Origin of the sequence: Micromonospora sp. A200, assembly GCF_029893845.1 — a bacterium.
In the GTDB taxonomy this organism is placed as follows: Bacteria; Actinomycetota; Actinomycetes; order Mycobacteriales; family Micromonosporaceae; genus Micromonospora; species Micromonospora purpureochromogenes.
This window is the reverse complement of record NZ_JARXXY010000039.1, coordinates 1-20675: the sequence shown is the minus strand read 5'-3', so window position 1 is coordinate 20675 and position 20675 is coordinate 1. Positions and strand designations below refer to the sequence as shown.

Sequence of the window (20675 nt, the reverse complement as noted above, 5' to 3'; positions counted from 1 at the left end):
GGTCAGCCGGCCAGGTCGTGCCGAGCCGCCCAGACCGCCGCCGAGACCTCCGCGATCAGCCGGCAGGCGTCGTCCTCGACCTCCTCGCCGGTCGCGCCGCCGTCGGCGAGGTCGGTGGTGGTGCAGACGACGATCACGTACGGCGGGGCGTCGTCCGGCAGGACCACGCCGGCGGCGTGCCGGACGCCCCGTACCCAGCCGTTCTTGTGCGCGATCCGGGTGCCCTCGGGCAGCCCGGCGGCCAGGTCCTCGCGGTGTTCCTGGGCCAGCAGCACGTCCGTCATCGCCGCGCAGGCCGCCGGGGAGGCCAGCGGCCCCGGGCGGGCGGCCCCGGTGACCAGCCCGCCGAGCAGCGCCGCGAGGTCGGCGGCGGTGACCAGGTTGGTGATGCCCGCGTCCCGGGCGGCGAAGTCCTCGATGCCCCGGCCGGTGACGCTGTGCCGGGCCCCGGCCAGCGCCCAGGCGCGGGCCACCGCCGGCAGGCCCACCCGGCCGAGCACGATGTTCGTGGCCAGGTTGCTGGACCGGGTGATCATCCGGTCGGCGAGCCAGCGCAGCGGGGCGCTCCCGCCCACCCGCTCCCACACCGCGTCGTCGTTGTCGTAGTGCTGGGCGCAGGAGAAGCGGCGCGTCCCGGGCTGCGCCGAGTCGAACCCGTTGACCACCGAGATCGGCTCGTCCAGGTCCAGCTCGCCCGCCTCGGCGGCCCGGTGCAGCGCGAGCAGCACCGCGACCTTCATCGTGCTGGCCGCGTAGTGGGTGGCGTCGGGCCGGCGGGTCCAGGTCGGCGCCGCGCCCAGCCGCCCCACGTACGCCGAGACGGTGCCGGGCACCCGCTCCAGCCGCGCGTCGAGATCATCCCAGGTCATGCCGGTGACCGTAGCCGATCATCCCCGGCGCGGGACAGCGCGACCCCGGCCCGGGCGCCTACCGTGCCGACATGACGGTTGCCGCGTACGACGCCCACGCCGACTGGTACGAACAGTTCGCCTCCGACACCGCCGCCGACTACATGACGCGGGTCCGCCGGCAGCTCGCCGACCTGCTCGGCCCCGGCCCCGGCCGCTGCCTCGACCTGTGCTGCGGCACCGGCGCGCACGCCGCCGAGCTGCGCCGGTCGGGCTGGGAGCCGGTCGGCGTCGACCTCTCCGGCGGGCAGCTCCGGCACGCCCGCGCCCGGCTGCCGGTGACCCGGGGCGACGCCGCCGCGCTGCCGGTCGCCGACTCGGCACTGCCGGCGGTGGCCTGCGTGCTCGCCCACACCGACGTGCCCGACTACCCGGCGGTGATCGCCGAGGCGGCCCGGGTGCTGGCGCCCGGCGGGCGCTTCGTCCACGTCGGCGTGCACCCGTGCTTCGTCGGCCCGTTCGCCGACCGGTCCGACCCCGGGCGGGTCGTCGTCGACGGCGGCTACGCCGAGCGGGAACGCAGCTTCCGGGTCTGGTCGACGCACGGGGTGCGGGCCCGGGTCGGCGCCTGGCACGTACCCCTGGCCGACCTGCTCAACGCGGTCACCGCCGCCGGCCTCACGCTGACCCGGACCACCGAGTCCGGGTCCGGCCCGGTGCCGGACCTCTTCGCCCTGCTCGCCGTCAAACCGGTCCGGTCGTGACCGACGGCCGGTGTGGAACGGGAACGGGCGGAGCCCGGACCGCAGGGGCGGTCCGGGCTCCGGTGGTGTGCCGGGCGGTGGGTCAGCCGGCGTGCTTGCGGCGGGCGGCGGCCCGGCCGCGCAGCTGCTGGTCCAGCACGACCTTGCGGATCCGGACCGCGCTCGGAGTGACCTCGACGCACTCGTCCTCGCGGCAGAACTCCAGCGCCTGCTCCAGGGAGAGCTTGCGCGGCGGGATCAGCTTCTCGGTCTCGTCGGAGGTCGACGCCCGCATGTTGGTGAGCTTCTTCTCCTTGGTGATGTTGACGTCCATGTCGTCGGAGCGGGAGTTCTCCCCGACGATCATGCCCTCGTACACCTCGGTGGTCGGCTCGACGAAGAGCTGTCCGCGCTCCTGAAGGTTGATCATGGCGAACGAGGTGACGGCGCCGGCCCGGTCCGCGACCAGCGAACCGTTCTGCCGGGTCCGCAGCTCGCCGAACCACGGCTCGTACGACTCGAACACGTGGTGCAGGATGCCGGTGCCCCGAGTGTCGGTGAGGAACTCGGTGCGGAAGCCGATCAGGCCGCGCGCCGGGACCAGCCACTCCATCCGGATCCAGCCGGTGCCGTGGTTGACCAGCTGCTCCATCCGACCCTTGCGGGTGGCCAGCAGCTGGGTGATCGCGCCGAGGTACTCCTCCGGGGCGTCGATGGTCAGGCGCTCGACCGGCTCGCAGGTCTTGCCGTCGATCTCCTTGGTGACGACCTGGGGCTTGCCGACGGTCAGCTCGTAGTTCTCCCGGCGCATCTGCTCGACCAGGATGGCCAGCGCCAGCTCACCACGGCCCTGCACCTCCCAGGCGTCCGGCCGCTCGGTCGGCAGCACCCGCAGCGAGACGTTGCCGACCAGCTCCTTGTCGAGCCGGTCCTTGACCATCCGGGCGGTGACCTTGGCGCCCTTGACCCGGCCGACCAGCGGCGAGGTGTTGGTGCCGATGGTCATCGAGATGGCCGGCTCGTCGACGGTGATCAGGGGCAGCGGGGTCGGGTTCTCCGCGTCGGCCAGCGTCTCACCGATCATGATCTCCGGGATGCCGGCGACCGCGATGATGTCGCCCGGGCCGGCCGAGTCGGCCGGCTTGCGCTCCAGGCCCTCGGTCATCAGCAGCTCGGAGATGCGCACCCGCTGGGTGCTGCCGTCGGTGCGGCACCAGGAGACCGACTCGCCCTTGCGGATGGTGCCCTGCCGGACCCGGCACAGCGCCAGCCGGCCGAGGAACGGGGAGGCGTCGAGGTTGGTGACGTGCGCCTGCAGCGGCGCACCCTCCTCGTACACGGGCGCCGGGATGGTGTCCAGCAGGGTGCGGAACAGCGGCTCCAGGGAGCTGCTGTCGTCCGGCACCGAGCCGTCGGCCGGCTGGGTCAGCGAGGCGATGCCGTCGCGGGCGCAGGCGTAGACGATCGGGAAGTCGATCTGCTCCTCGTCGGCGTCCAGGTCCAGGAAGAGCTCGTAGGTGTCGTCCACGACCTCCTTGATCCGGGCGTCCGGGCGGTCCACCTTGTTGATCACCAGGATGATCGGCATGCGGGCCTTGAGCGCCTTGCGGAGCACGAACCGGGTCTGCGGCAGCGGGCCCTCGCTGGCGTCGACCAGCAGGACGACCCCGTCGACCATGGTGAGGCCGCGCTCCACCTCGCCGCCGAAGTCGGCGTGGCCGGGGGTGTCGATGATGTTGATGGTGACCGGGTCGGAGCCGTCCGCCGGCATGTACCGCACGCCGGTGTTCTTGGCGAGGATGGTGATGCCCTTTTCCCGTTCGAGGTCCATCGAGTCCATGACCCGCTCGGTTACCTCGCCGCGGGCGCCGTAGGCGCCGGCCTGCCGCAACATGGCGTCGACCAAGGTCGTCTTGCCGTGGTCGACGTGGGCGATGATGGCGACGTTGCGGAGGTCGGTGCGAAGCTGCATACCCTCCATACTCCTGTCTACGGTTGCCGGGGCACGTGTCGGGGTCACCCCCAGATGGCCCGGATCTCTGCCGGAACTGCTGTTCCGACCATTCGCGCGGCTGGCATGCTGGCCCCCGTGTTCATGGGGACCGGATGCATGACCTGCTGACCTCGCTGCAGGGCCTGCCGTCCCTGCTGATCTATGTGATCGCCGCGACAATCGTCGCGGGGGAGACCGCGGTGATCTTCGGTCTGCTGGTGCCGGGCGAGGCGACCCTGTTGCTGGTCGGCTTCTTAGCCTACGCGGGGACGCTTCGGCTTGTTCCCGCGCTGCTCGTCATGACAGGTGCGGCGGTGATGGGAGACACACTCGCCTTCCGGTCCGGCCGCCGGTACGGCCCCCGGCTGCGCGCCAGCGGGCTGGGCACCCGGGTGGGATCCGAGCGGTGGGCCCGGGCCGACGCGCTGCTGGGCCGGCTGGGCGGGCGGGGGGTGTTCGCGGCCCGGTGGATCGCCTTCGCCCGGACCCTGGTGCCCCGGCTGGCCGGTGCGGCCGGCCTGCCGTACCGGCGGTTCGCGCCGTGGAACCTGGCCGGGGTGACGACCTGGGTGGGCGGCTCGGTGCTGCTGGGCTACCTGGCCGGCGAGTCGTACGAGACGGTCTCCCGGCTGCTGGGCCGGGCCACCGGGGTGGTGCTGGTGCTGCTGGCCGTGCTGGCCGCGATCGTGCTGGCCGGGCGGTGGCTGGGACGCCATCCCGACCCGGCGCGGGCGCTGCTGGGCCGGGCCGCCGCCCTGCCGCCTGTGCGTTGGGTCACCGGCCGGTACGGCATCCTCTTCTTCCTGATCGCCATGCACCTCGGGCCGGGCTGGGCGTTGCTGCTCAACCTCGGCGCCGGCCTGCTGCTGCTGTCGGCGGCCGGGCTCGCCGTCGCCTGGCTGCTGGAGGCGGTGGTCCGTTTCAGCGGGCTGGCCGTGGTCGACGGCGCGATCGCGGACTGGTTCGCCCACCGCCGCACCCCGGGCGCGATGCAGGCCGCCCTGACGACGGTCTCCGTGCTGCGGGGGTCGTTCCTGATCGTGCTGGTGGCGGTGGTGGCCGGGGTGCTCGCCTGGCGGCACCGGCCCTGGCGGGCGGACCTGCTGAGCGTCTTCGGCACGGTCGGGGCCTTCCTGCCGCTGGTGGTGCTGGCGGTGGTCGCCGACGCCACCCCGTCGGCCCGGGCGGCTGTCATGTTCCCGACGCAGAACGCGGTGGTCGCCGCGAGCCTCTGCACGCTCGCCTGGCTGGTCTCCCGCGACGCCCGCTGGCCGATGGCGGTGGCCGCCTGGACGGCGGCGGCAGCCGGCATCGCCGTGCTCGGCGGGGCCCGTCTCTACCTGGGCTGGAGCACGGCCAGCGGGACGGTTACCTCGGTGCTGCTCGGGGTGGCCTGGACGGCGGTGTTCGTGGTCGCCTGGGCCACCCGGGACCGGGCGGTACGCGCCACCGGCGCCCCACCGTCCCGATAGCCGGGCCCCACTCCCGCGTCAGCGGGGAAGCGGCGGGGGCCGGGGCGCGACCCGCCCCGGCCTCGGAAACGGTCAGTGCCGTGCGGCGACGGGCTCCGGCTGCGCCGGCGCGTCGGGCGCGGGATCGCGGTGGATGCGGCCCGGCGCCCAGAACCGGTCGCCCAGCAGGAAGGCCAGCGCCGGGACGAGGACCGTGCGCACCAGCAGGGTGTCGAGCAGCACACCGATGCAGACGATGATCCCGACCTGGGTCAGCGTGATCAGAGGCAGGACGCCGAGGACGGCGAAGACCGCGGCGAGCAGGATGCCGGCGCTGGTGATGACCCCGCCGGTGACCCGGAGCGCGGAGAGCATGCCGTCCCGGGTGCCCGCGCTGCGGGCGTCCTCCCGGGCCCGGGTGACCAGGAAGATGTTGTAGTCCACGCCGAGCGCCACCAGGAACACGAACGCGATCAGCAGGACCCCGCTGTCCAGCGCCGGGAACCCGAGGACGTGGTCGAAGAGCAGCCACGCCGCGCCGAGGCTGGCGAAGAACGACGCGATGACGGTGAGCACCAGCAGCACCGGGGCGACCAGGCCCCGCAGCAGCAGCACCAGCACGGCGCCGACGAGCAGCAGGATGATCGGCAGGATCAGCCGCAGGTCCTTCCCGTCGGCCTCGGTCGAGTCGTAGGTGGCGGCCACCGGACCGCCGACCACCGCCCCGGAGAACCCGTCCGCGCCGTCGACCGCCGGCGGGCCGGAGTGGGGGACCGCGGCGACCGCGTCCCGCAGCGCCTCGATCGCCCGGTCGGAGGCGGTGGTGCCCGGCTCGGCCGCCAGCACGACGTCGACCTGGGCGATGCCGGCGCCCGCCTCGCCGGGCCGGGCGGAGGCCACGCCGGGGACGGCCGCCGCGGCGGCCGTGACGGCCGGTGCGGCCGAGGGAGTGGTGAGCACGGCGACCGGCTGGGTTGTTCCGGCCGGGAACGCCTTCGCCAGCGTCTCGGCGCCGGCGACGGCCTCGGGCTTCACCCGGAACTGCTCGGTCTCGGACAGGCCGGTGCGGATGCCGAGCCCACCGAGCGCCAGGCCGGCGAGCAGCAGCGTGGCGAGCAGGGCGACCGGTGCCGGCCGACGGACGACGGCGGCGCCGAGCCGGCCCCACAGCCGGCCCTCCCACGCCGCGCTGCCGGCCCGCGGGACGAACGGCCAGAACAGCCCCCGGCCGAAGATCACCAGCGCGGCGGGGAGGACGAAGAGCGCGGAGAGCATGGCGAAGACCACACCGGTGGCGCAGGCCACCGCGAGGGCCCGGTTGAGCTCCTGCTCGGAGAGCAGCAGGGTGAGCACGCCCAGGACCACGGTGATGCCGCTGGCCAGGATCGGCTCGGCGGTGCGGCGCAGGGCGGCGCGCATGGCGACGAAGCGGTCCTCCTCGCGACGCAGTTCTTCGCGGTACCGCGCGATGATCAGCAGCGCGTAGTCGGTGGCGGCGCCGAAGACCAGCACGCTGGCGATGCCGGTGACGGCACCGCCGGGCATGTTGATGCCGAGCGCCGGGACGATCGTGTCGAGGGCGCGCAGGGTGAGCTGCTCGGTCGCCGCGACGACGACCAGCGGCACGATCCACAGGAACGGGCTGCGGTAGGTGATCAGCAGCAGCAGCGTGACCACGGCGGCGGTGACCAGGAGCAGCGTGGTGTCGGCGCCCTCGAAGACCTTGGTGAGATCGGCGGTGAAGGCCGGCCCGCCGGTCACCTGCACGGCGAGCCCGTCGGGCAGGCCGTCCAGGGCGGCGCGGAGCTGGTCCACCGTCTGCCCGACCTGTTCCTGACCACCGGCGGTGGACAGCGGTACGGCGACCAGCGCCACCGTGCCGTCCGGGGCGACCTGCGGCGGGCTGATCCGGCCGCCGACGGCCAACCGGGCCAGTTCGCCCGAGCGGGCGGTCAGCGCGGCGCGGTCGGCCTCGGTGAGCGCCCCGCCGTCGACGCGGCTGAGCACCACGATCGCCGGCTGGGTGTCGCTGGAGGGCAGTTGGTCCTGCAGGCGCTCGACCTGGGTCGACTGCCACTCGACGGACAGGCCGGTGGCGGAGACCGGGTCGGGATTGGCGGGCTTGGGCAGCCCGAAGACCGCCGCGCCGACGACGAGCGCGGCTACCACGGTGAGCCAGGCGGCCAGCCGGCCGCGGGCGACGCGGGTGAACACAGACATCGGATGCCCTCACGGTCCTTCGACTTAAAATCTTGGCTGTCAAGAGTCTTGTCGAGCGAGAGCATCAGTGCAAGCCGTCGAGTATCTTGACAAGCGAGATTGTCGAGGGCTGCTCTATGCTGCACCCGGGCGGCGGTCCGACAGGGGGAACGACCAGACGTGGCAGCGCACGGCATGTATCGACGGCGGGACGACCGACGCAGTCAGCTGGTCGCCGAGATCACCAACGACCTGCGGCGGTACTCGGTGGACGCGCAGCACATCGGGCACGCGTTCGCCGGCCTGCACGGGCTCAACCCCACCGACCTGCACGCCCTGATCGCCGTCATGGACGCGGAACTGACCGGCGACCCGATCACCCCCGGGCGGCTGGGAGAGCAGCTCAACCTCTCCTCCGGCTCGGTGACCGCACTGATCGACCGGCTGGAGCGGGCCGGGCACATCCGCCGCGACCGGGACACGGCCGATCGGCGCAAGGTCTTCCTGCACTACGCCGACCAGGGCGCCGCGCTGGCGATGAGTTTCTTCGGCCCGCTCGGCCGGCGCACCGACGAGGTGATGGCCCGCTTCAGCGACGAGGAGCTGGAGACCGTGCACCGTTTCATGGCGACGATGGTCGACTCGATGCGGGCGCACCGGGACGCGGTCCGGGCCGAGTCGGCCCGCCGCCCGACGAGCTGACCCGGCGCCCGGGCGAGGCTTTTCGGTCAAGGGTTGCACGCACCCGTCCGGCGTGCCGGTCACTCTCCGTTGTGGACTTCGGCTCATCGGGGGCGGCGGCGCGGGTGGCGCCGCGTCCCACGGCCCGTGGTCCCAGCCGGCTCACAGCTTCGTCCCATCTGAAGAGAAGCCATTTGAGCTGGGCGTTTGTCCGTTCGTCCAGTTATCGTTCAGCCAACGCCCGACGAAGTGCATCTCCGGTCGGGCTCGCTCCCGCATCCGTACACCGCCACGCGGTGTCACTGTCGTGCCCGGCCCCTGACCCTATGGAAGGGGGATCCCATGACAACGGCTCCGGCCAATCTGCTGGCCGCCCGCCGCCTGTTGCTCGACAACCTCAACATCGACCCCGACACGTCTCGCGACGACGACCTCGAACCCGGTGAGGTCGGCATCGTCGGCGATCCCGCACATCGTGGCGGCTACCACTGTGGCTCCGACCGGGTGGTGACCAACGACTACTCGGTGGTCGAGTCCACCCGGGACTCGACCGGGCTCACCCTGCACGCCTCCGCGATGGACGTCGGCATCTTCGAGGTCCGCTCCGGCGGCCGGACGCACAACCTGTACACGTTCTCCACCTGGTGTGTCGCCCAGTGCGTGGCGAACACGCCGGACAGCCGCGACCTGCGCGAAATCATCTACTCACCGGACGGGAACGTCGTCCGCCGGTGGGACCGGCTGGGCAGGCGCAGCAGCGGCGACGACTCGCACCTGTACCACACCCACTTCAGCTACTTCCGCGACTCCACGAAGGCGAACCGGGACCAGCGACCGCTGTTCCGGCGCTATCTCACCACCATCGGACTCCTGGAGGACGACGACATGACCCCCGAAGAGCACAACTGGCTGCAGACCGTCCACCGCAACCTGACCGTGCTGGACGGACGTAACCCGGTCGGCCAGATCTACACCCGGATGGCGCTGGGCGAGGACCACACGGACCCCGCGTTCGTCGTCCAGCACCCGACCCTGAAGTCGCTCGGCGCGCAACTCACCGCGCTGCAGACGGCGCTGACCGCGCTCGGCAACAAGGACTTCACCGACGAGGCGGCGATCGTCCAGGGTGTCCTGGCCGGCCTCACGCCGGAGAAGATCGCCGCGGCGATCCCGCCGACCATCGCCAAACAGGTCGCCGACGAGCTCGCCCGACGCATGGTCGCTTGAGCAGGCCGGACACCGGCCGGCCGCGTCGGACCGGTCCGGGGGACGCGCAGTGGCGGCGGCCGACCCGACCGCCGCCACCGGCACGGAACTACAGCGGACGAACGTTGTCCGCCTGCGGACCCTTCTGCCCCTGGGTCACCTCGAACTCGACCTTCTGGCCCTCGTTCAGTTCGCGGTAGCCGCTGGAGGCGATGGCCGAGTAGTGGACGAAGACGTCCGGGCCTCCGCCGTCCTGCTCGATGAAGCCGAAGCCCTTTTCCGAGTTGAACCACTTGACCGTGCCGGTTGCCATGCATCTCTCCCTGTTCAAGACGGGTGAGCACCCGCGCGTCGGCGGATGATCGCCCTGTACTTCCCCGAGAGTAACCGGCGAACCCCCCGTTCGCTGGCTGAAGTGCCGCATGGCGGCAAACGGAAAAATCGCGAGTCGGACGCGAAAGCCGCGCGATGCCCGGTCGGCTCCGGCATGCTCGACCGGTGGGCGGACCCAGCACGGCGGCGTTGAGCGTCCTGGCGCGCGAGATCGACGCGCCGGGCGACGGGCTGGACCGGCTGCGGCTGGTGCCCACGCCGTTCGTGCCGGAGGTGTGGCTGCACCTCGCCGAGGACGCCATCGTCTGGTGGGCCCGGATGGAGGCGGCGGCGGGCCGCACCCTCCCGCCGCCGTACTGGGCGTCGGCCTGGCCCGGCGGGCAGGGGCTCGCCCGGTACCTGCTCGACCACCCCGAGTTGGCCGCCGGACGCCGGGTGCTCGACCTGGCCGCCGGCTCCGGTCTGGTGGCCATCGCCGCCGCGCTGGCCGGCGCGTCCGAGGTCGTCGCCAACGACGTCGACCCGTGGGCGGTGGCGGCGGTGACGGTCAACGCCCGGGCCAACGGGGTGGCGGTCACGGCCACCGAGGGCGACCTGCTCGACGGCGACGCTACCGGGGTGGACCTGCTGCTCGCCGGCGACGTGCTCTACGACGCGGGGCTGGCCGGACGGGTGCTGCCGTTCCTGCGTCGGGCCGCCGCCGCCGGGGCGGTGGTGCTGGTCGGCGACCCCGACCGGGGGCACCTGCCGGCCGAGGCCCTGGAGGTCGTGGCCAGCTATCCGGTGCCCACCACCGAGCCGTACGTCGACTCGCCGGTACGCCGGGTGCAGGTGCTCCGGCCGCGCTGACCCGACGGCCGGCTCAGGGGTGACCCCGAGCCGGGGTTCAGGGCGGGGTGGGGGACCGGACCCGATGTGCGGATCGCCCGCGGCTCATAGCGTCATGGCCATGCTGGATACGTTGGCCCAGGTCGGGGAGCTGCCCACCACCCTGCTGATGGGGGCGCTGGGGCTGGTCATGCTCGCCGACGCCGTACCGCTGCTCGGGGTGCTGGTCCCCGGCGACGTCGCGGTTCTCGCGGCGGTGGGGGTGGGCCGACCGGCGACCGGCGCGGCCACCGTCGCCGCGGTGGTGGTGGGCTGCGTCGCCGGCTGGTCGCTGAGCTTCCTCGCCGGCCGGGTGTACGGCGAGCGGCTGCGGCACAGCCGGGTCGGCGGCTGGATCGGCGAGGCCCGCTGGGCCGCGGCCGAGGGGATCCTGCGCTCCGGCGGCGGGCGGATGGTGCTGGTCGCGCCCTTCCTGCCGGTGTTCAACGCGCTGCTGCCGCTGGCCGCGGGCGGGCTGCGGATGTCGTACCGGAGGTTCGTGGCCTGCGCGACGGCGGGCGCCGCGCTCTGGGCCGGCCTCTACCTGGCGCTGGGCACCGCGTCCCGGTCGCTGGCCGGGCTGCTGCCGGGGGAGAGCAGCCCGATGCTGGTCACCATGGCGGTCGGCCTGGCGCTGGCCGGCGTGGTGCTGCTGGGCACCCGGCGCCGGCTGCGCGCCCTGACCGGCGCCGGCCAGCCGGGCTGACCGGCGCCGGCCAGCCGGGCTGGACCGGCGCCGGACGCCTCACCAGCCGCGGGCCCGCCACTGCGGCAGCGACGGGCGCTCCGCCCCGAGGGTGCTGTCCTTGCCGTGCCCCGGGTAGAACCAGGTCTCGTCCGGCAGCCGGTCGAAGAGCTTCTGCTCCACGTCGTCGATGAGCTGGCCGAAGCGCTCCGGATCCTGGTTGGTGTTGCCGACCCCGCCCGGGAAGAGACTGTCCCCGGTGAACAGGTGCGGGGTGCCGGCCGGGTCGCGGTAGAGCAGCGCGATGGAGCCCGGCGTGTGCCCCCGGACGTGGATCACCTCCAGGGCGCAGTCGCCGACCGGCACGGTGTCGCCGTCGGCGAGTCGTTCCGCCTCGATCGGCAGCCCCTCGGCGTCGTCGGCGTGCACCAGGGCGCGGGCGCCGGTCTTCGCGACGACCTCCTCCAGCGCGACCCAGTGGTCCATGTGCCGGTGCGTGGTGACCACCGCGGCCAACCCGCTGTCGCCGACCAGGTCGAGCAGCCGCGGGGCCTCGTTCGCCGCGTCGACGAGCACCTGCTCGCCGGTGCCCTTGCAGCGCAGCAGGTACGCGTTGTTGTCCATCGGGCCCACCGACAGCTTCGTGACGGTGAGCCGGTCGAGCTCCCGCACGGCGGGCGGGCCGCCGGCGGTGACGTCTCCGGTGTAGCTCATGACGTGTCTATATCCATTCCGGTGGAGTCGGCAGGGGTCCGTCGGGGGTGACGGTCAGCGCCTCGCCGCGGCTGCGCCCGATCAGCCAGGCGGCCAGCTCGGCGACCGGGCCGTTGACCAGCGGCGCGGCCTCGCGTTCACCGACGACCCGCTCGTGTCGGCTGCCGTCGAAGCGCAGCACCATCGCCGGGACGTCGGTGCGGGCGGCCAGGCCGCCGCCCACCTCGTGCAGCAGGTGGTGGGCGAACGCCGCCGGCCAGTCGGCCGCCCGGTAACCCATGTCGAGGTCCACGTGGTGGACCTCGATCTCGCGCAGCCGCCCCCAGACCAGCATCGCGGCCTTCCAGGGGCCGCGCCGGGTCTGCACCGTCGCCGACCACGCCTCGACGGGCATGGCCGCGACCGCCTCGGCGAACCGTTCGGTGGAGTGGCGCAGGTCGTCCAGGTGGGCGCCCGGTGGCCGGGACGCGCCGGCCTCGATGTCGGCGGCGCGGGCCTCCGGGCTGGCGTACATCGGGATGGGCTCGCCGGTACGGGCGGCGGTCAGCAGGTTGACGAAGCCGTCGGCGTTGCGGGCGAGGTGCGCCAGGACGTGCCCGCGGGTCCAGCCGGGCAGCAGCGAGGGCGCCGCGACGTCCGCGTCGTCGAGAGCGGCCGCGGCGCGCAGGAGCCGGGCCGTGGCGTCGTCCACCTCACCGGTCAGCAGAAGCGGATCAGTGGTCACGCACCGACCCTAGCGGTACCGGGCCGGCCCGTCGCCGGGGAAATCGCTTTCGGTGCGTCGCCGCGGCACCTACCGTCGGCATCGAACACGCACCCGGACATCGGAGGAGAGGTGGTGGCCATGCCGGTAGCAGCAGCACGCGTGTACCACCACGACCAGTTCCGACTCCGATGAGGATGCCATGACCATCGATCTGACCGCCCTCGGCCTGGACGCCGACCGGGCGGCGTACGCACGACGGCGCCCCGACCGCCGACCGGGCCGGGTGGCCCGGGTCGACCGCGGGGTCTGCACCGTGCTCTGCGCGGACGGACCCGTCCGCGCCAGCCTCGGCCCGGCGGTGCTCGCCGCCGCGGCCCGCGACCTGACCGCCCTGCCCTGCGCCGGCGACTGGGTGCTCCTCGCCACCTGGCCGGACGGCCCGGTCACCGTCGAGACGGTGCTGCCGCGCCGCACCGCGCTGGTGCGCCGGACCGCCGGCAAGGACGCCAGCGGGCAGGTGCTCGCCGCCAACCTCGACGCCGCCGCGGTCGTCGAGCCGGTGCACCCGGAACCGGACGTCGCCCGCATCGAGCGGCTGCTCTCCCTGGCCCACGAGTCCGGGGCGCGGCCCGTGGTCGTGCTCACCAAGGTCGACCTGGCCGCCGATCCGGCGGCCGTGGCCCGGCAGCTCGCCTCGGTGGCGCCGGGGGTGCCGGTGCTGCCGGTCAGCGCCGAGCGGGGCACCGGGCTGGAGCCGCTGCGTCCGTTCGTCGCCCCCGGGCTGACGCTCGGCCTGCTCGGTCCCTCCGGGGCCGGCAAGTCGAGCCTGGTCAACGCGCTGGCCGGGGCCGCGGTCATGCCGACCCAGGCGATCCGCCGGGTGGACGGCAAGGGCCGGCACACCACCACCTGGCGGGCGCTGGTGCCGGTTCCGGGCGGCGGCGCGGTGCTGGACACCCCGGGGGTACGGGCGGTGGGCCTGCTGGACGGCTCCGCCGGGCTGGACCGTGCCTTCTCCGACATCGCGGAGCTGGCCACCGGCTGCCGGTACGCCGACTGCGGGCACGAGGCCGAGCCGGCCTGCGCGGTGCGGGAGGCGCTGGAGACCGGGGAGCTGCCCGCGCGGCGCTGGGAGAGCTGGAGCCGGTTGCAGCGGGAGGTGGCGTACGAGAGCCGCCGCCGGGAGACCCGGCTGGCGGCCGAGCGGCGCGGCGGGTGGCGGGGTGGCCGCCGGCGGACGGCGCGTCCGGCACCACCGGCGTCACCGGGCGGATTCTGAGCCCCGCCTCGGCGTGGGTTATCCCGGCCCGACCGTGTGAGCTGGGGGAATGTGCGGGCGCGGAAAGTTGTCGTACCTCGGGGCTAGAGTTGCCGAGGCGTCATTTCTGCGCCCGTAAACCGCTCAGATCACGCTCCGAGCGGACAGATCCGCCTCACTTTCTTCACCCGGGAGTACACGGACAGTGGCCGACCGACTGATCATCCGTGGCGCGCGCGAGCACAATCTGCGTGACGTCAGTCTCGACCTGCCCCGGGACGCCCTGATCGTCTTCACCGGGCTCTCCGGCTCCGGCAAGTCGAGCCTGGCCTTCGACACCATCTTCGCCGAGGGCCAGCGCCGGTACGTCGAGTCGCTGTCGTCGTACGCCCGGCAGTTCCTCGGCCAGATGGACAAGCCCGACGTCGACTTCATCGAGGGCCTGAGCCCCGCGGTCTCCATCGACCAGAAGTCGACCTCGCGCAACCCCCGCTCCACCGTCGGCACCATCACCGAGGTCTACGACTACCTCCGGCTGCTCTTCGCCCGCATCGGCGAGCCGCACTGCCCGGTCTGCGGGGAGCGGATCTCCCGGCAGACCCCGCAGCAGATCGTCGACCGGGTCCTCGGCATGGCCGAGGGCACCCGCTTCATGGTGCTCGCGCCGGTGGTGCGCGGCCGCAAGGGCGAGTACGTCGACCTCTTCGCCGAGCTCCAGGCCAAGGGCTACGCCCGGGCCCGGGTCGACGGCGTGGTGCACCCGCTGACCGAGCCGCCCAAGCTCAAGAAGCAGGAGAAGCACACCATCGAGGTGGTGATCGACCGGCTCAGCGTCAAGGCCGGCGCCAAGCAGCGGCTCACCGACTCGATCGAGGCCGCCCTGGGCCTCTCCGGCGGCCTGGTGCTGCTCGACTTCGTCGACCTGGCCGAGGACGACCCCGACCGGGAGCGCCGCTACTCCGAGCACCTGGCCTGCCCCAACGACCACCCGCTGGCGATCGAGGACCTGGAGCCCCGGGTCTTCTCCTTCAACGCGCCGTACGGCGCCTGCCCGGAGTGCACCGGCCTGGGCACCAAGAAGGAGGTCGACCCCGAGCTGGTCGTCCCCGACCCGGAGCGCACCCTGCGCGAGGGCGCGATCCAGCCCTGGGCCACCGGGCACAACCTCGAATACTTCCTCCGCCTGCTGGAGGCGCTCGGCGAGAGCCAGCACTTCGACGTCGACACGCCCTGGCGGGCGCTGCCGTCGCGGGCGCAGAAGACGATCCTGCACGGCTCCGACGACCAGGTGCACGTGCGCTACCGCAACAAGTACGGCCGCGAGCGCTCCTACTACACCGGCTTCGAGGGCGTGGTGCAGTGGATCGAGCGCCGGCACACCGACACCGAGTCGGAGTGGTCGCGGGACAAGTACGAGGGCTACATGCGGGACGTGCCCTGCGCGGCCTGCGGCGGCGCCCGGCTCAAGCCCGAGGTGCTCGCGGTCACCCTGGCCGGCAAGAGCATCGCCGAGGTCTGCAACCTGTCCGTCGGCGAGGCGGCCGAGCTGCTCGCCGGCATCGAGCTGACCGACCGGCAGAAGATGATCGCCGAGCGGGTGCTCAAGGAGATCAACGCCCGGCTGAAGTTCCTGCTCGACGTCGGTCTGGACTACCTCTCCCTGGACCGCCCGGCCGGCACCCTCTCCGGCGGCGAGGCGCAGCGCATCCGGCTCGCCACCCAGATCGGCTCCGGCCTGGTCGGCGTGCTCTATGTGCTCGACGAGCCCTCCATCGGCCTGCACCAGCGGGACAACCACCGGCTGATCGAGACGCTGCTGCGGCTGCGCGGCCTGGGCAACACGCTGATCGTGGTGGAGCACGACGAGGACACCATCCGGGTCGCCGACTGGATCGTCGACATCGGCCCGGGCGCCGGCGAGCACGGCGGCGAGATCGTGCACAGCGGCTCGGTGCCGGCGCTGCTGGAGAACCCGGACTCGGTCACCGGGGCGTACCTGTCGGGGCGCAGGTCGATCCCGACGCCCCGGCAGCGCCGCCCGCAGATGCCGGAGCGGGAGCTGGTGGTGCACGGCGCGCGCGAGCACAACCTGCGCAACCTCACCGTCTCCTTCCCGCTGGGCCAGCTCATCGCGGTCACCGGGGTCAGCGGCTCCGGCAAGTCGACGCTGGTCAACGACATCCTCTACGCGGTGCTGGCCAACCAGATCAACGGCGCCCGGCTGGTGCCGGGCCGGCACACCCGGGTCAGCGGCCTGGAGCACGTGGACAAGGTCGTCGGCGTCGACCAGTCGCCGATCGGCCGGACGCCGCGCTCCAACCCGGCCACCTACACCGGCGTCTGGGACCACGTCCGCAAGCTCTTCGCCGAGACCACCGAGGCCAAGGTCCGGGGGTACGGCCCGGGCCGGTTCTCGTTCAACGTCAAGGGCGGCCGCTGCGAGGCGTGCTCCGGCGACGGCACCATCAAGATCGAGATGAACTTCCTGCCGGACGTCTACGTCCCCTGCGAGGTCTGCAAGGGCGCCCGGTACAACCGGGAGACGCTGGAGGTGCACTACAAGGGCAAGACCGTCTCCGACGTGCTGGAGATGCCGATCGAGGAGGCGGCGGAGTTCTTCTCCGCCATCCCGGCCATCCACCGGCACCTCAAGACGCTGGTCGACGTCGGCCTGGGCTACGTCCGGCTCGGCCAGCCGGCGCCGACGCTCTCCGGCGGTGAGGCGCAGCGGGTCAAGCTCGCCTCCGAGCTGCAGAAGCGCTCCACCGGGCGGACGGTCTACGTGCTCGACGAGCCGACCACCGGCCTGCACTTCGAGGACATCCGCAAGCTGCTGATGGTGCTGGAGGGCCTGGTCGACAAGGGCAACACGGTGATCACCATCGAGCACAACCTCGACGTGATCAAGACGGCCGACTGGCTGATCGACATGGGTCCGGAGGGCGGCCACCGGGGCGGCACGGTGCTGGCCACCGGCACCCCGGAGGAGGTCGCCGAGGTGGCCGAGAGCCACACCGGTCAGTTCCTGCGCCAGGTGCTCAAGCTCGACGGCGAGGCCAAGGGCGCCAAGGCGGCGACCAGCCGGGCGGCCAAGGCCAACGGCAGCGCCACGAAGTCGCGTACCCGGAAGGTGCCGGCCGCGGCGCGCTGAGCGACGGTACGGCGGGGCGGGTCGGGAAACCGGCCCGCCCGTCCCGTTCCCGGCGAGCCGCGGGTCGACCGGATTGAACCGTCCGGCACAGTGTTGCGTGTGCCGAGGTGAGGGCCGCGAGGTCGACGACCGGCGGCGGCAGTCGAGAGAAAGGCCGGAGATGAGTGACGACCAGGTGTTGACCGGACCCGGTACGCAGACGCGGCGGGCCCTGCTCGCGGGCGCCGGCGCGGTGGGGGCGTCGGTCCTCCTGACCGCCTGCGGAGGCGACGACTCCGGGGCCGGGACCACCGCGCCGACCAGCGGCGGACCGGGCGCCACCGCCGGCGACGCGGAGGGCGGCGACCGCGAGGGCTCGTCCTCGCTGGCGACGACCAGCGACATCCCGGTCGGTGGCGGGCAGGTCTACGCCGCCCAGGGCGTCGTGATCACCCAGCCGGAGCCGGGGCAGTTCAAGGGCTTCGACCCGATCTGCACCCACCAGGGCTGCCCGGTGTCGAACGTCGACGGCGGCACCATCAACTGCACCTGCCACAACAGCAAGTTCTCCATCACCGACGGCTCGGCCAAGCAGGGCCCGGCCACCAAGCCGCTCGCGCCGAAGCCGCTCAAGGTCCAGGGCGACCAGATCAGCCTGGCCTGAACCGCCGCCGCCGGCAGCGGGCCTGCGTGATCATGAGGTCGGCGATGCCGGCCTCATGATCCACCGGCCGGGCGGCGGGGGAGCGCCCCCGCGGGTCGGGGGAGCGTGTCGGGGGTGCGGATTAGTCTTGAGGGGTGGCTGACCCCTCGACCTACCGTCCCGCACCCGGCACCATCCCGGAGTCACCGGGGGTCTACCGCTTCCGTGACGGCACCGGCCGGGTGATCTACGTCGGCAAGGCGAGGAACCTGCGCAGCCGGCTCAACTCGTACTTCGCCGACCCGGTCAATCTGCACCAGCGCACCCGGCAGATGGTCTTCACCGCCGAGTCGGTGGACTGGATCACCGTCGCCACCGAGGTCGAGGCGCTCCAGCAGGAGTTCACCTGGATCAAGCAGTACGACCCCCGGTTCAACGTCCGCTACCGCGACGACAAGTCGTACCCGTACCTGGCGGTCACCCTCGACGAGGAGTACCCCCGCCTGCAGGTGATGCGCGGCGCCAAGCGCAAGGGGGTGCGCTACTTCGGGCCGTACTCGCACGCCTGGGCGATCCGCGAGACCCTCGACCTGCTGCTGCGCGTCTTCCCGGCGCGGACCTGCTCCTCCGGGGTGTTCAAGCGGGCCGGCCAGGTGGGCCGGCCCTGCCTGCTGGGCTACATCGGCAAGTGCTCCGCGCCCTGCGTCGGCAGCGTCTCCGCCGACGAGCACCGCGACATCGTCAACGGCTTCTGCGACTTCATGGCCGGCCGCACCGACACGATGGTGCGCAAGCTGGAACGGGAGATGACCGAGGCCAGCGAACAGCTGGAGTTCGAGCGGGCCGCGCGGCTGCGTGACGACGTCGCCGCGCTGCGCCGGGCCATGGAGAAGCAGACCGTGGTGCTCGGTGACGGCACCGACGCCGACGTGGTGGCCTTCGCCGACGACCCGCTGGAAGCCGCCGTGCAGGTCTTCCACGTCCGCGACGGGCGGGTGCGCGGCCAGCGCGGCTGGGTGGTGGAGAAGACCGAGGAGCTGAGCACCGGCGACCTGGTGCACCACTTCTGCACCCAGGTGTACGGCGGCGAGCACGGCGAGGCGGACGTGCCCCGCGAGTTGCTGGTCCCCGAGCTGCCGGCCGACGCCGACGCGCTGGCCGACTGGCTCTCCAGCCACCGGGGCAGCCGGGTGTCGCTGCGGGTGCCCCAGCGCGGCGACAAGAAGTCGCTCATGGAGACGGTCGAGCGCAACGCGAAGGACGCGCTCGCCCGGCACAAGCTGCGCCGGGCCGGCGACCTGACCACCCGCGGCAAGGCGCTCGACGAGATCAGCGAGGCGCTCGGCATGCGGACGTCCCCGCTGCGCATCGAGTGCTTCGACGTCTCGCAGATCCAGGGCACCGATGTGGTGGCCAGCATGGTCGTCTTCGAGGACGGGCTGCCCCGCAAGAGCGAATATCGCCACTTCATCGTCCGGGGCGCCACCGACGACCTCTCCGCGATGTCCGAGGTGCTGCGCCGCCGCTTCGCCCGCTACCTCGACGCCCGGGCCGAGAGCGGCGAGATCGGCGAGGAGACCGCTTCCGACCCGGACCGGCCCGGCATCGACCCGACCACCGGGCGGCCGCGCCGGTTCGCGTACCCGCCGCAGCTGGTGGTGGTCGACGGCGGCGCACCGCAGGTGGCGGCGGCCGCCCAGGCGCTGGCCGAGCTGGGTATCGACGACGTGGCGCTCTGCGGCCTGGCCAAGCGGCTGGAGGAGGTCTGGTTGCCCGACGACGAGTTCCCGGTCATCCTCCCGCGCACCTCCGAGGGGCTCTACCTGCTGCAACGCGTTCGCGACGAGGCGCACCGCTTCGCCATCACCTTCCACCGGCAGCGTCGCTCCAAGCGGATGACCGAATCCGCGCTGGACAACGTCCCCGGCCTCGGTGAGGTACGCCGCAAGGCGCTGCTGCGGCACTTCGGCTCGCTCAAGCGGCTCTCCGCCGCGAGCGTGGAGGAGATCACCGAGGTGCCCGGGGTGGGGAAGCGGACCGCCGAGGCGATCCTGGCCGCCCTGGACGAGGGCACCAAGGCGGGTCGCTGACCTGCCGTCAGCTTCCTTTCGGCTGTTCGCCGGCTGAGCGCGCCGTCCCGGCCGGGTGGCCGCCGGTCGGCTGTTCGCCGGCTGAGCGCGGCGCCCCGGCCGGGGTGGCTGCCGGGCTCGCGGCGCGCGTGAGGTTCCACCACCCGCAGCAACGCCGCTGATTGGTGGGGAACGTTGCGCTCGCGGCCGGCCAGCAGAAGCCGGGCGGTCTGCGGGCTTGGCGGGCGACCGGGCCGCCTGCGTGGCCGGCTTGGGCGCGGGGTCCCGGTCGGCGCGGGGGGCGGGCTACAGGCTGTGTCCGCCCCTCACTTGCCACATGAGCGATATGCCGCTGAGTCATTTTTATGCCTCACAGGCATATCGCTCGATCCTCTTATGCCTCGGGTCGCCGTCCCGCTTCGCCTGTTCGACTCCGAATGTCCGGGTTACCTCGGGTGTTCGCCGGCCAGCTGTCCGGTTTGACCCGCCACGCCGGGTTCGGAGTCACTGGGCCGGTGGAATGGTCGGCGGGGCGGGGTCGTTGTACATGGCAGACCGCCGTGGCCCCCGGCCCGGACTGGTGAACCGGAGAGTCAGGCCTGGCGGAATGCCGGCCGCCCCGGGTTGGTTACATCCCCCCGGACACCCGAGCAGAGCCCCTTGTGCGGCCGCCGGGCATCCCCCTTCTTTGACTTCCTTTCACGCATCGCCGTCCCCCGACGACGGTTGCGTATCCCCCGATCGAAAGGTGCACCCTCATGCGTACCGATCTGATCCGCAAGACCGCCCTGACCTTCGCTGGTGTCGCCGCGACCGCCGGTGGGATCGCCGGCCCGGCCCTCGCCGCGCACGCCGCCCCCACCCACGCCCCCACCGCCTCCATGCAGGCCGACCGTGGCAGCGACCGTAAGTCGCACGGCGAGCGGGAACTCAACGTGCGCTACGAGGCCCAGCCCAACTTCTACTACTGCGGCCCCGCCGCCACCCGCAACGCCCTGTCCGTGCAGGGCAAGAACATTGACGTCGACGCCATGGCCAAGGAAATGGGCACCACCGAGGCCGGCACCAACAGCATCAACGACATCACCCCCGTCCTGAACAAGGAAACCGGCACCAAGGACGCCTACCGGTCGGTGGAGATCCGCGACA

The 20675-nt window shown here is 72.9% G+C and carries 17 protein-coding genes; 11 read left to right on the top strand and 6 right to left on the bottom strand.

All coding sequences use genetic code 11. The features are described from left to right. Positions 1-2: 2 nt before the first annotated feature. The gene (locus tag M2302_RS27770) at positions 3-869 is read right to left on the bottom strand and encodes a class A beta-lactamase-related serine hydrolase (RefSeq protein ID WP_280840777.1); all 867 of its coding nucleotides are present in this window, start codon (positions 867-869) and stop codon (positions 3-5) included. Between the two features lie 71 nt (positions 870-940). Here M2302_RS27770 and M2302_RS27765 point away from each other — a divergent pair, with 71 nt between their 5' ends. Continuing rightward, positions 941-1612, top strand: a complete 672-nt coding sequence (locus M2302_RS27765; protein WP_280840776.1) for a methyltransferase domain-containing protein — start codon at positions 941-943, stop codon at positions 1610-1612. A gap of 82 nt (positions 1613-1694) precedes the next feature. Here M2302_RS27765 and typA read toward each other — a convergent pair whose 3' ends face one another. Then, complete coding sequence (gene typA, locus M2302_RS27760; RefSeq protein WP_280840775.1) at positions 1695-3563, bottom strand: translational GTPase TypA; 1869 nt, start codon at positions 3561-3563, stop codon at positions 1695-1697. Positions 3564-3697: 134 nt separating this feature from the next. On the opposite strand from typA, the gene M2302_RS27755 reads away from it, so the two are divergent. Further along, complete coding sequence (locus tag M2302_RS27755; protein ID WP_280840774.1) at positions 3698-5056, top strand: DedA family protein; 1359 nt, start codon at positions 3698-3700, stop codon at positions 5054-5056. 72 nt (positions 5057-5128) lie between these two features. Here the strand turns inward: M2302_RS27755 and M2302_RS27750 are convergent, their stop codons facing one another. Continuing rightward, the gene (locus tag M2302_RS27750; protein WP_280840773.1) at positions 5129-7255 is read right to left on the bottom strand and encodes an efflux RND transporter permease subunit; all 2127 of its coding nucleotides are present in this window, start codon (positions 7253-7255) and stop codon (positions 5129-5131) included. 174 nt (positions 7256-7429) lie between these two features. Between M2302_RS27750 and M2302_RS27745 the strand changes: the two genes are divergently transcribed. Both M2302_RS27745 and M2302_RS27740 read left to right on the top strand, forming a co-directional pair. Beyond that, the gene (locus M2302_RS27745) at positions 7430-7936 is read left to right on the top strand and encodes a MarR family transcriptional regulator (RefSeq protein ID WP_280840805.1); all 507 of its coding nucleotides are present in this window, start codon (positions 7430-7432) and stop codon (positions 7934-7936) included. Positions 7937-8257: 321 nt separating this feature from the next. Further along, the gene (locus tag M2302_RS27740) at positions 8258-9142 is read left to right on the top strand and encodes a hypothetical protein (RefSeq protein ID WP_280840772.1); all 885 of its coding nucleotides are present in this window, start codon (positions 8258-8260) and stop codon (positions 9140-9142) included. Between the two features lie 88 nt (positions 9143-9230). Here M2302_RS27740 and M2302_RS27735 read toward each other — a convergent pair whose 3' ends face one another. Then, positions 9231-9434, bottom strand: a complete 204-nt coding sequence (locus tag M2302_RS27735) for a cold-shock protein (RefSeq protein ID WP_088961229.1) — start codon at positions 9432-9434, stop codon at positions 9231-9233. A gap of 155 nt (positions 9435-9589) precedes the next feature. On the opposite strand from M2302_RS27735, the gene M2302_RS27730 reads away from it, so the two are divergent. Both M2302_RS27730 and M2302_RS27725 read left to right on the top strand, forming a co-directional pair. After that, positions 9590-10303: a 50S ribosomal protein L11 methyltransferase gene (locus M2302_RS27730; protein WP_280840771.1), complete on the top strand. Its 714-nt coding sequence runs from the start codon at positions 9590-9592 to the stop codon at positions 10301-10303. 100 nt (positions 10304-10403) lie between these two features. After that, positions 10404-11027, top strand: coding sequence for a VTT domain-containing protein (locus M2302_RS27725; RefSeq protein WP_280840770.1), 624 nt, complete (start codon positions 10404-10406; stop codon positions 11025-11027). Between the two features lie 39 nt (positions 11028-11066). On the opposite strand, the gene M2302_RS27720 is transcribed toward M2302_RS27725, so the two are convergent. Continuing rightward, positions 11067-11720, bottom strand: coding sequence for an MBL fold metallo-hydrolase (locus M2302_RS27720; protein WP_280840769.1), 654 nt, complete (start codon positions 11718-11720; stop codon positions 11067-11069). Positions 11721-11727: 7 nt separating this feature from the next. Beyond that, a complete protein-coding gene (locus tag M2302_RS27715) occupies positions 11728-12444 on the bottom strand; it encodes a maleylpyruvate isomerase family mycothiol-dependent enzyme (RefSeq protein ID WP_280840768.1) in 717 nt (238 codons plus the stop codon). A gap of 181 nt (positions 12445-12625) precedes the next feature. On the opposite strand from M2302_RS27715, the gene rsgA reads away from it, so the two are divergent. From rsgA to M2302_RS27690, 5 genes are all read left to right on the top strand, one after another. Further along, positions 12626-13705 carry a ribosome small subunit-dependent GTPase A gene (rsgA, locus tag M2302_RS27710; protein ID WP_280840767.1) on the top strand — a complete coding sequence of 360 codons (1080 nt, stop codon included), beginning with the start codon at positions 12626-12628 and terminating at the stop codon, positions 13703-13705. 184 nt (positions 13706-13889) lie between these two features. After that, positions 13890-16835: an excinuclease ABC subunit UvrA gene (gene uvrA / locus M2302_RS27705; RefSeq protein WP_280840766.1), complete on the top strand. Its 2946-nt coding sequence runs from the start codon at positions 13890-13892 to the stop codon at positions 16833-16835. A gap of 160 nt (positions 16836-16995) precedes the next feature. After that, positions 16996-17478 carry a Rieske (2Fe-2S) protein gene (locus tag M2302_RS27700; protein WP_280840765.1) on the top strand — a complete coding sequence of 161 codons (483 nt, stop codon included), beginning with the start codon at positions 16996-16998 and terminating at the stop codon, positions 17476-17478. Positions 17479-17612: 134 nt separating this feature from the next. Beyond that, complete coding sequence (gene uvrC / locus M2302_RS27695; RefSeq protein WP_280840764.1) at positions 17613-19547, top strand: excinuclease ABC subunit UvrC; 1935 nt, start codon at positions 17613-17615, stop codon at positions 19545-19547. A 737-nt stretch (positions 19548-20284) separates the two neighbouring features. Next, positions 20285-20675 (top strand): C39 family peptidase (locus tag M2302_RS27690; RefSeq protein WP_280840763.1); only part of this gene is annotated, 391 nt, incomplete at its 3' end.

Excerpts from the sequence above, each read along its gene's own strand:
- M2302_RS27725 (WP_280840770.1), top strand. The coding sequence starts at position 10,404 with ATGCTGGATACGTTGGCCCAGGTCGGGGAGCTGCCCACCACCCTGCTG.
- M2302_RS27770 (WP_280840777.1), bottom strand. The coding sequence starts at position 869 with ATGACCTGGGATGATCTCGACGCGCGGCTGGAGCGGGTGCCCGGCACC.
- M2302_RS27755 (WP_280840774.1), top strand. The coding sequence starts at position 3,698 with ATGCATGACCTGCTGACCTCGCTGCAGGGCCTGCCGTCCCTGCTGATC.
- M2302_RS27735 (WP_088961229.1), bottom strand. The coding sequence starts at position 9,434 with ATGGCAACCGGCACGGTCAAGTGGTTCAACTCGGAAAAGGGCTTCGGC.
- typA (WP_280840775.1), bottom strand. The coding sequence starts at position 3,563 with ATGCAGCTTCGCACCGACCTCCGCAACGTCGCCATCATCGCCCACGTC.
- rsgA (WP_280840767.1), top strand. The coding sequence starts at position 12,626 with ATGACCATCGATCTGACCGCCCTCGGCCTGGACGCCGACCGGGCGGCG.
- M2302_RS27750 (WP_280840773.1), bottom strand. The coding sequence starts at position 7,255 with ATGTCTGTGTTCACCCGCGTCGCCCGCGGCCGGCTGGCCGCCTGGCTC.
- M2302_RS27700 (WP_280840765.1), top strand. The coding sequence starts at position 16,996 with ATGAGTGACGACCAGGTGTTGACCGGACCCGGTACGCAGACGCGGCGG.
- M2302_RS27720 (WP_280840769.1), bottom strand. The coding sequence starts at position 11,720 with ATGAGCTACACCGGAGACGTCACCGCCGGCGGCCCGCCCGCCGTGCGG.
- M2302_RS27740 (WP_280840772.1), top strand. The coding sequence starts at position 8,258 with ATGACAACGGCTCCGGCCAATCTGCTGGCCGCCCGCCGCCTGTTGCTC.
- M2302_RS27730 (WP_280840771.1), top strand. The coding sequence starts at position 9,590 with ATGCCCGGTCGGCTCCGGCATGCTCGACCGGTGGGCGGACCCAGCACG.
- M2302_RS27765 (WP_280840776.1), top strand. The coding sequence starts at position 941 with ATGACGGTTGCCGCGTACGACGCCCACGCCGACTGGTACGAACAGTTC.
- M2302_RS27745 (WP_280840805.1), top strand. The coding sequence starts at position 7,430 with ATGTATCGACGGCGGGACGACCGACGCAGTCAGCTGGTCGCCGAGATC.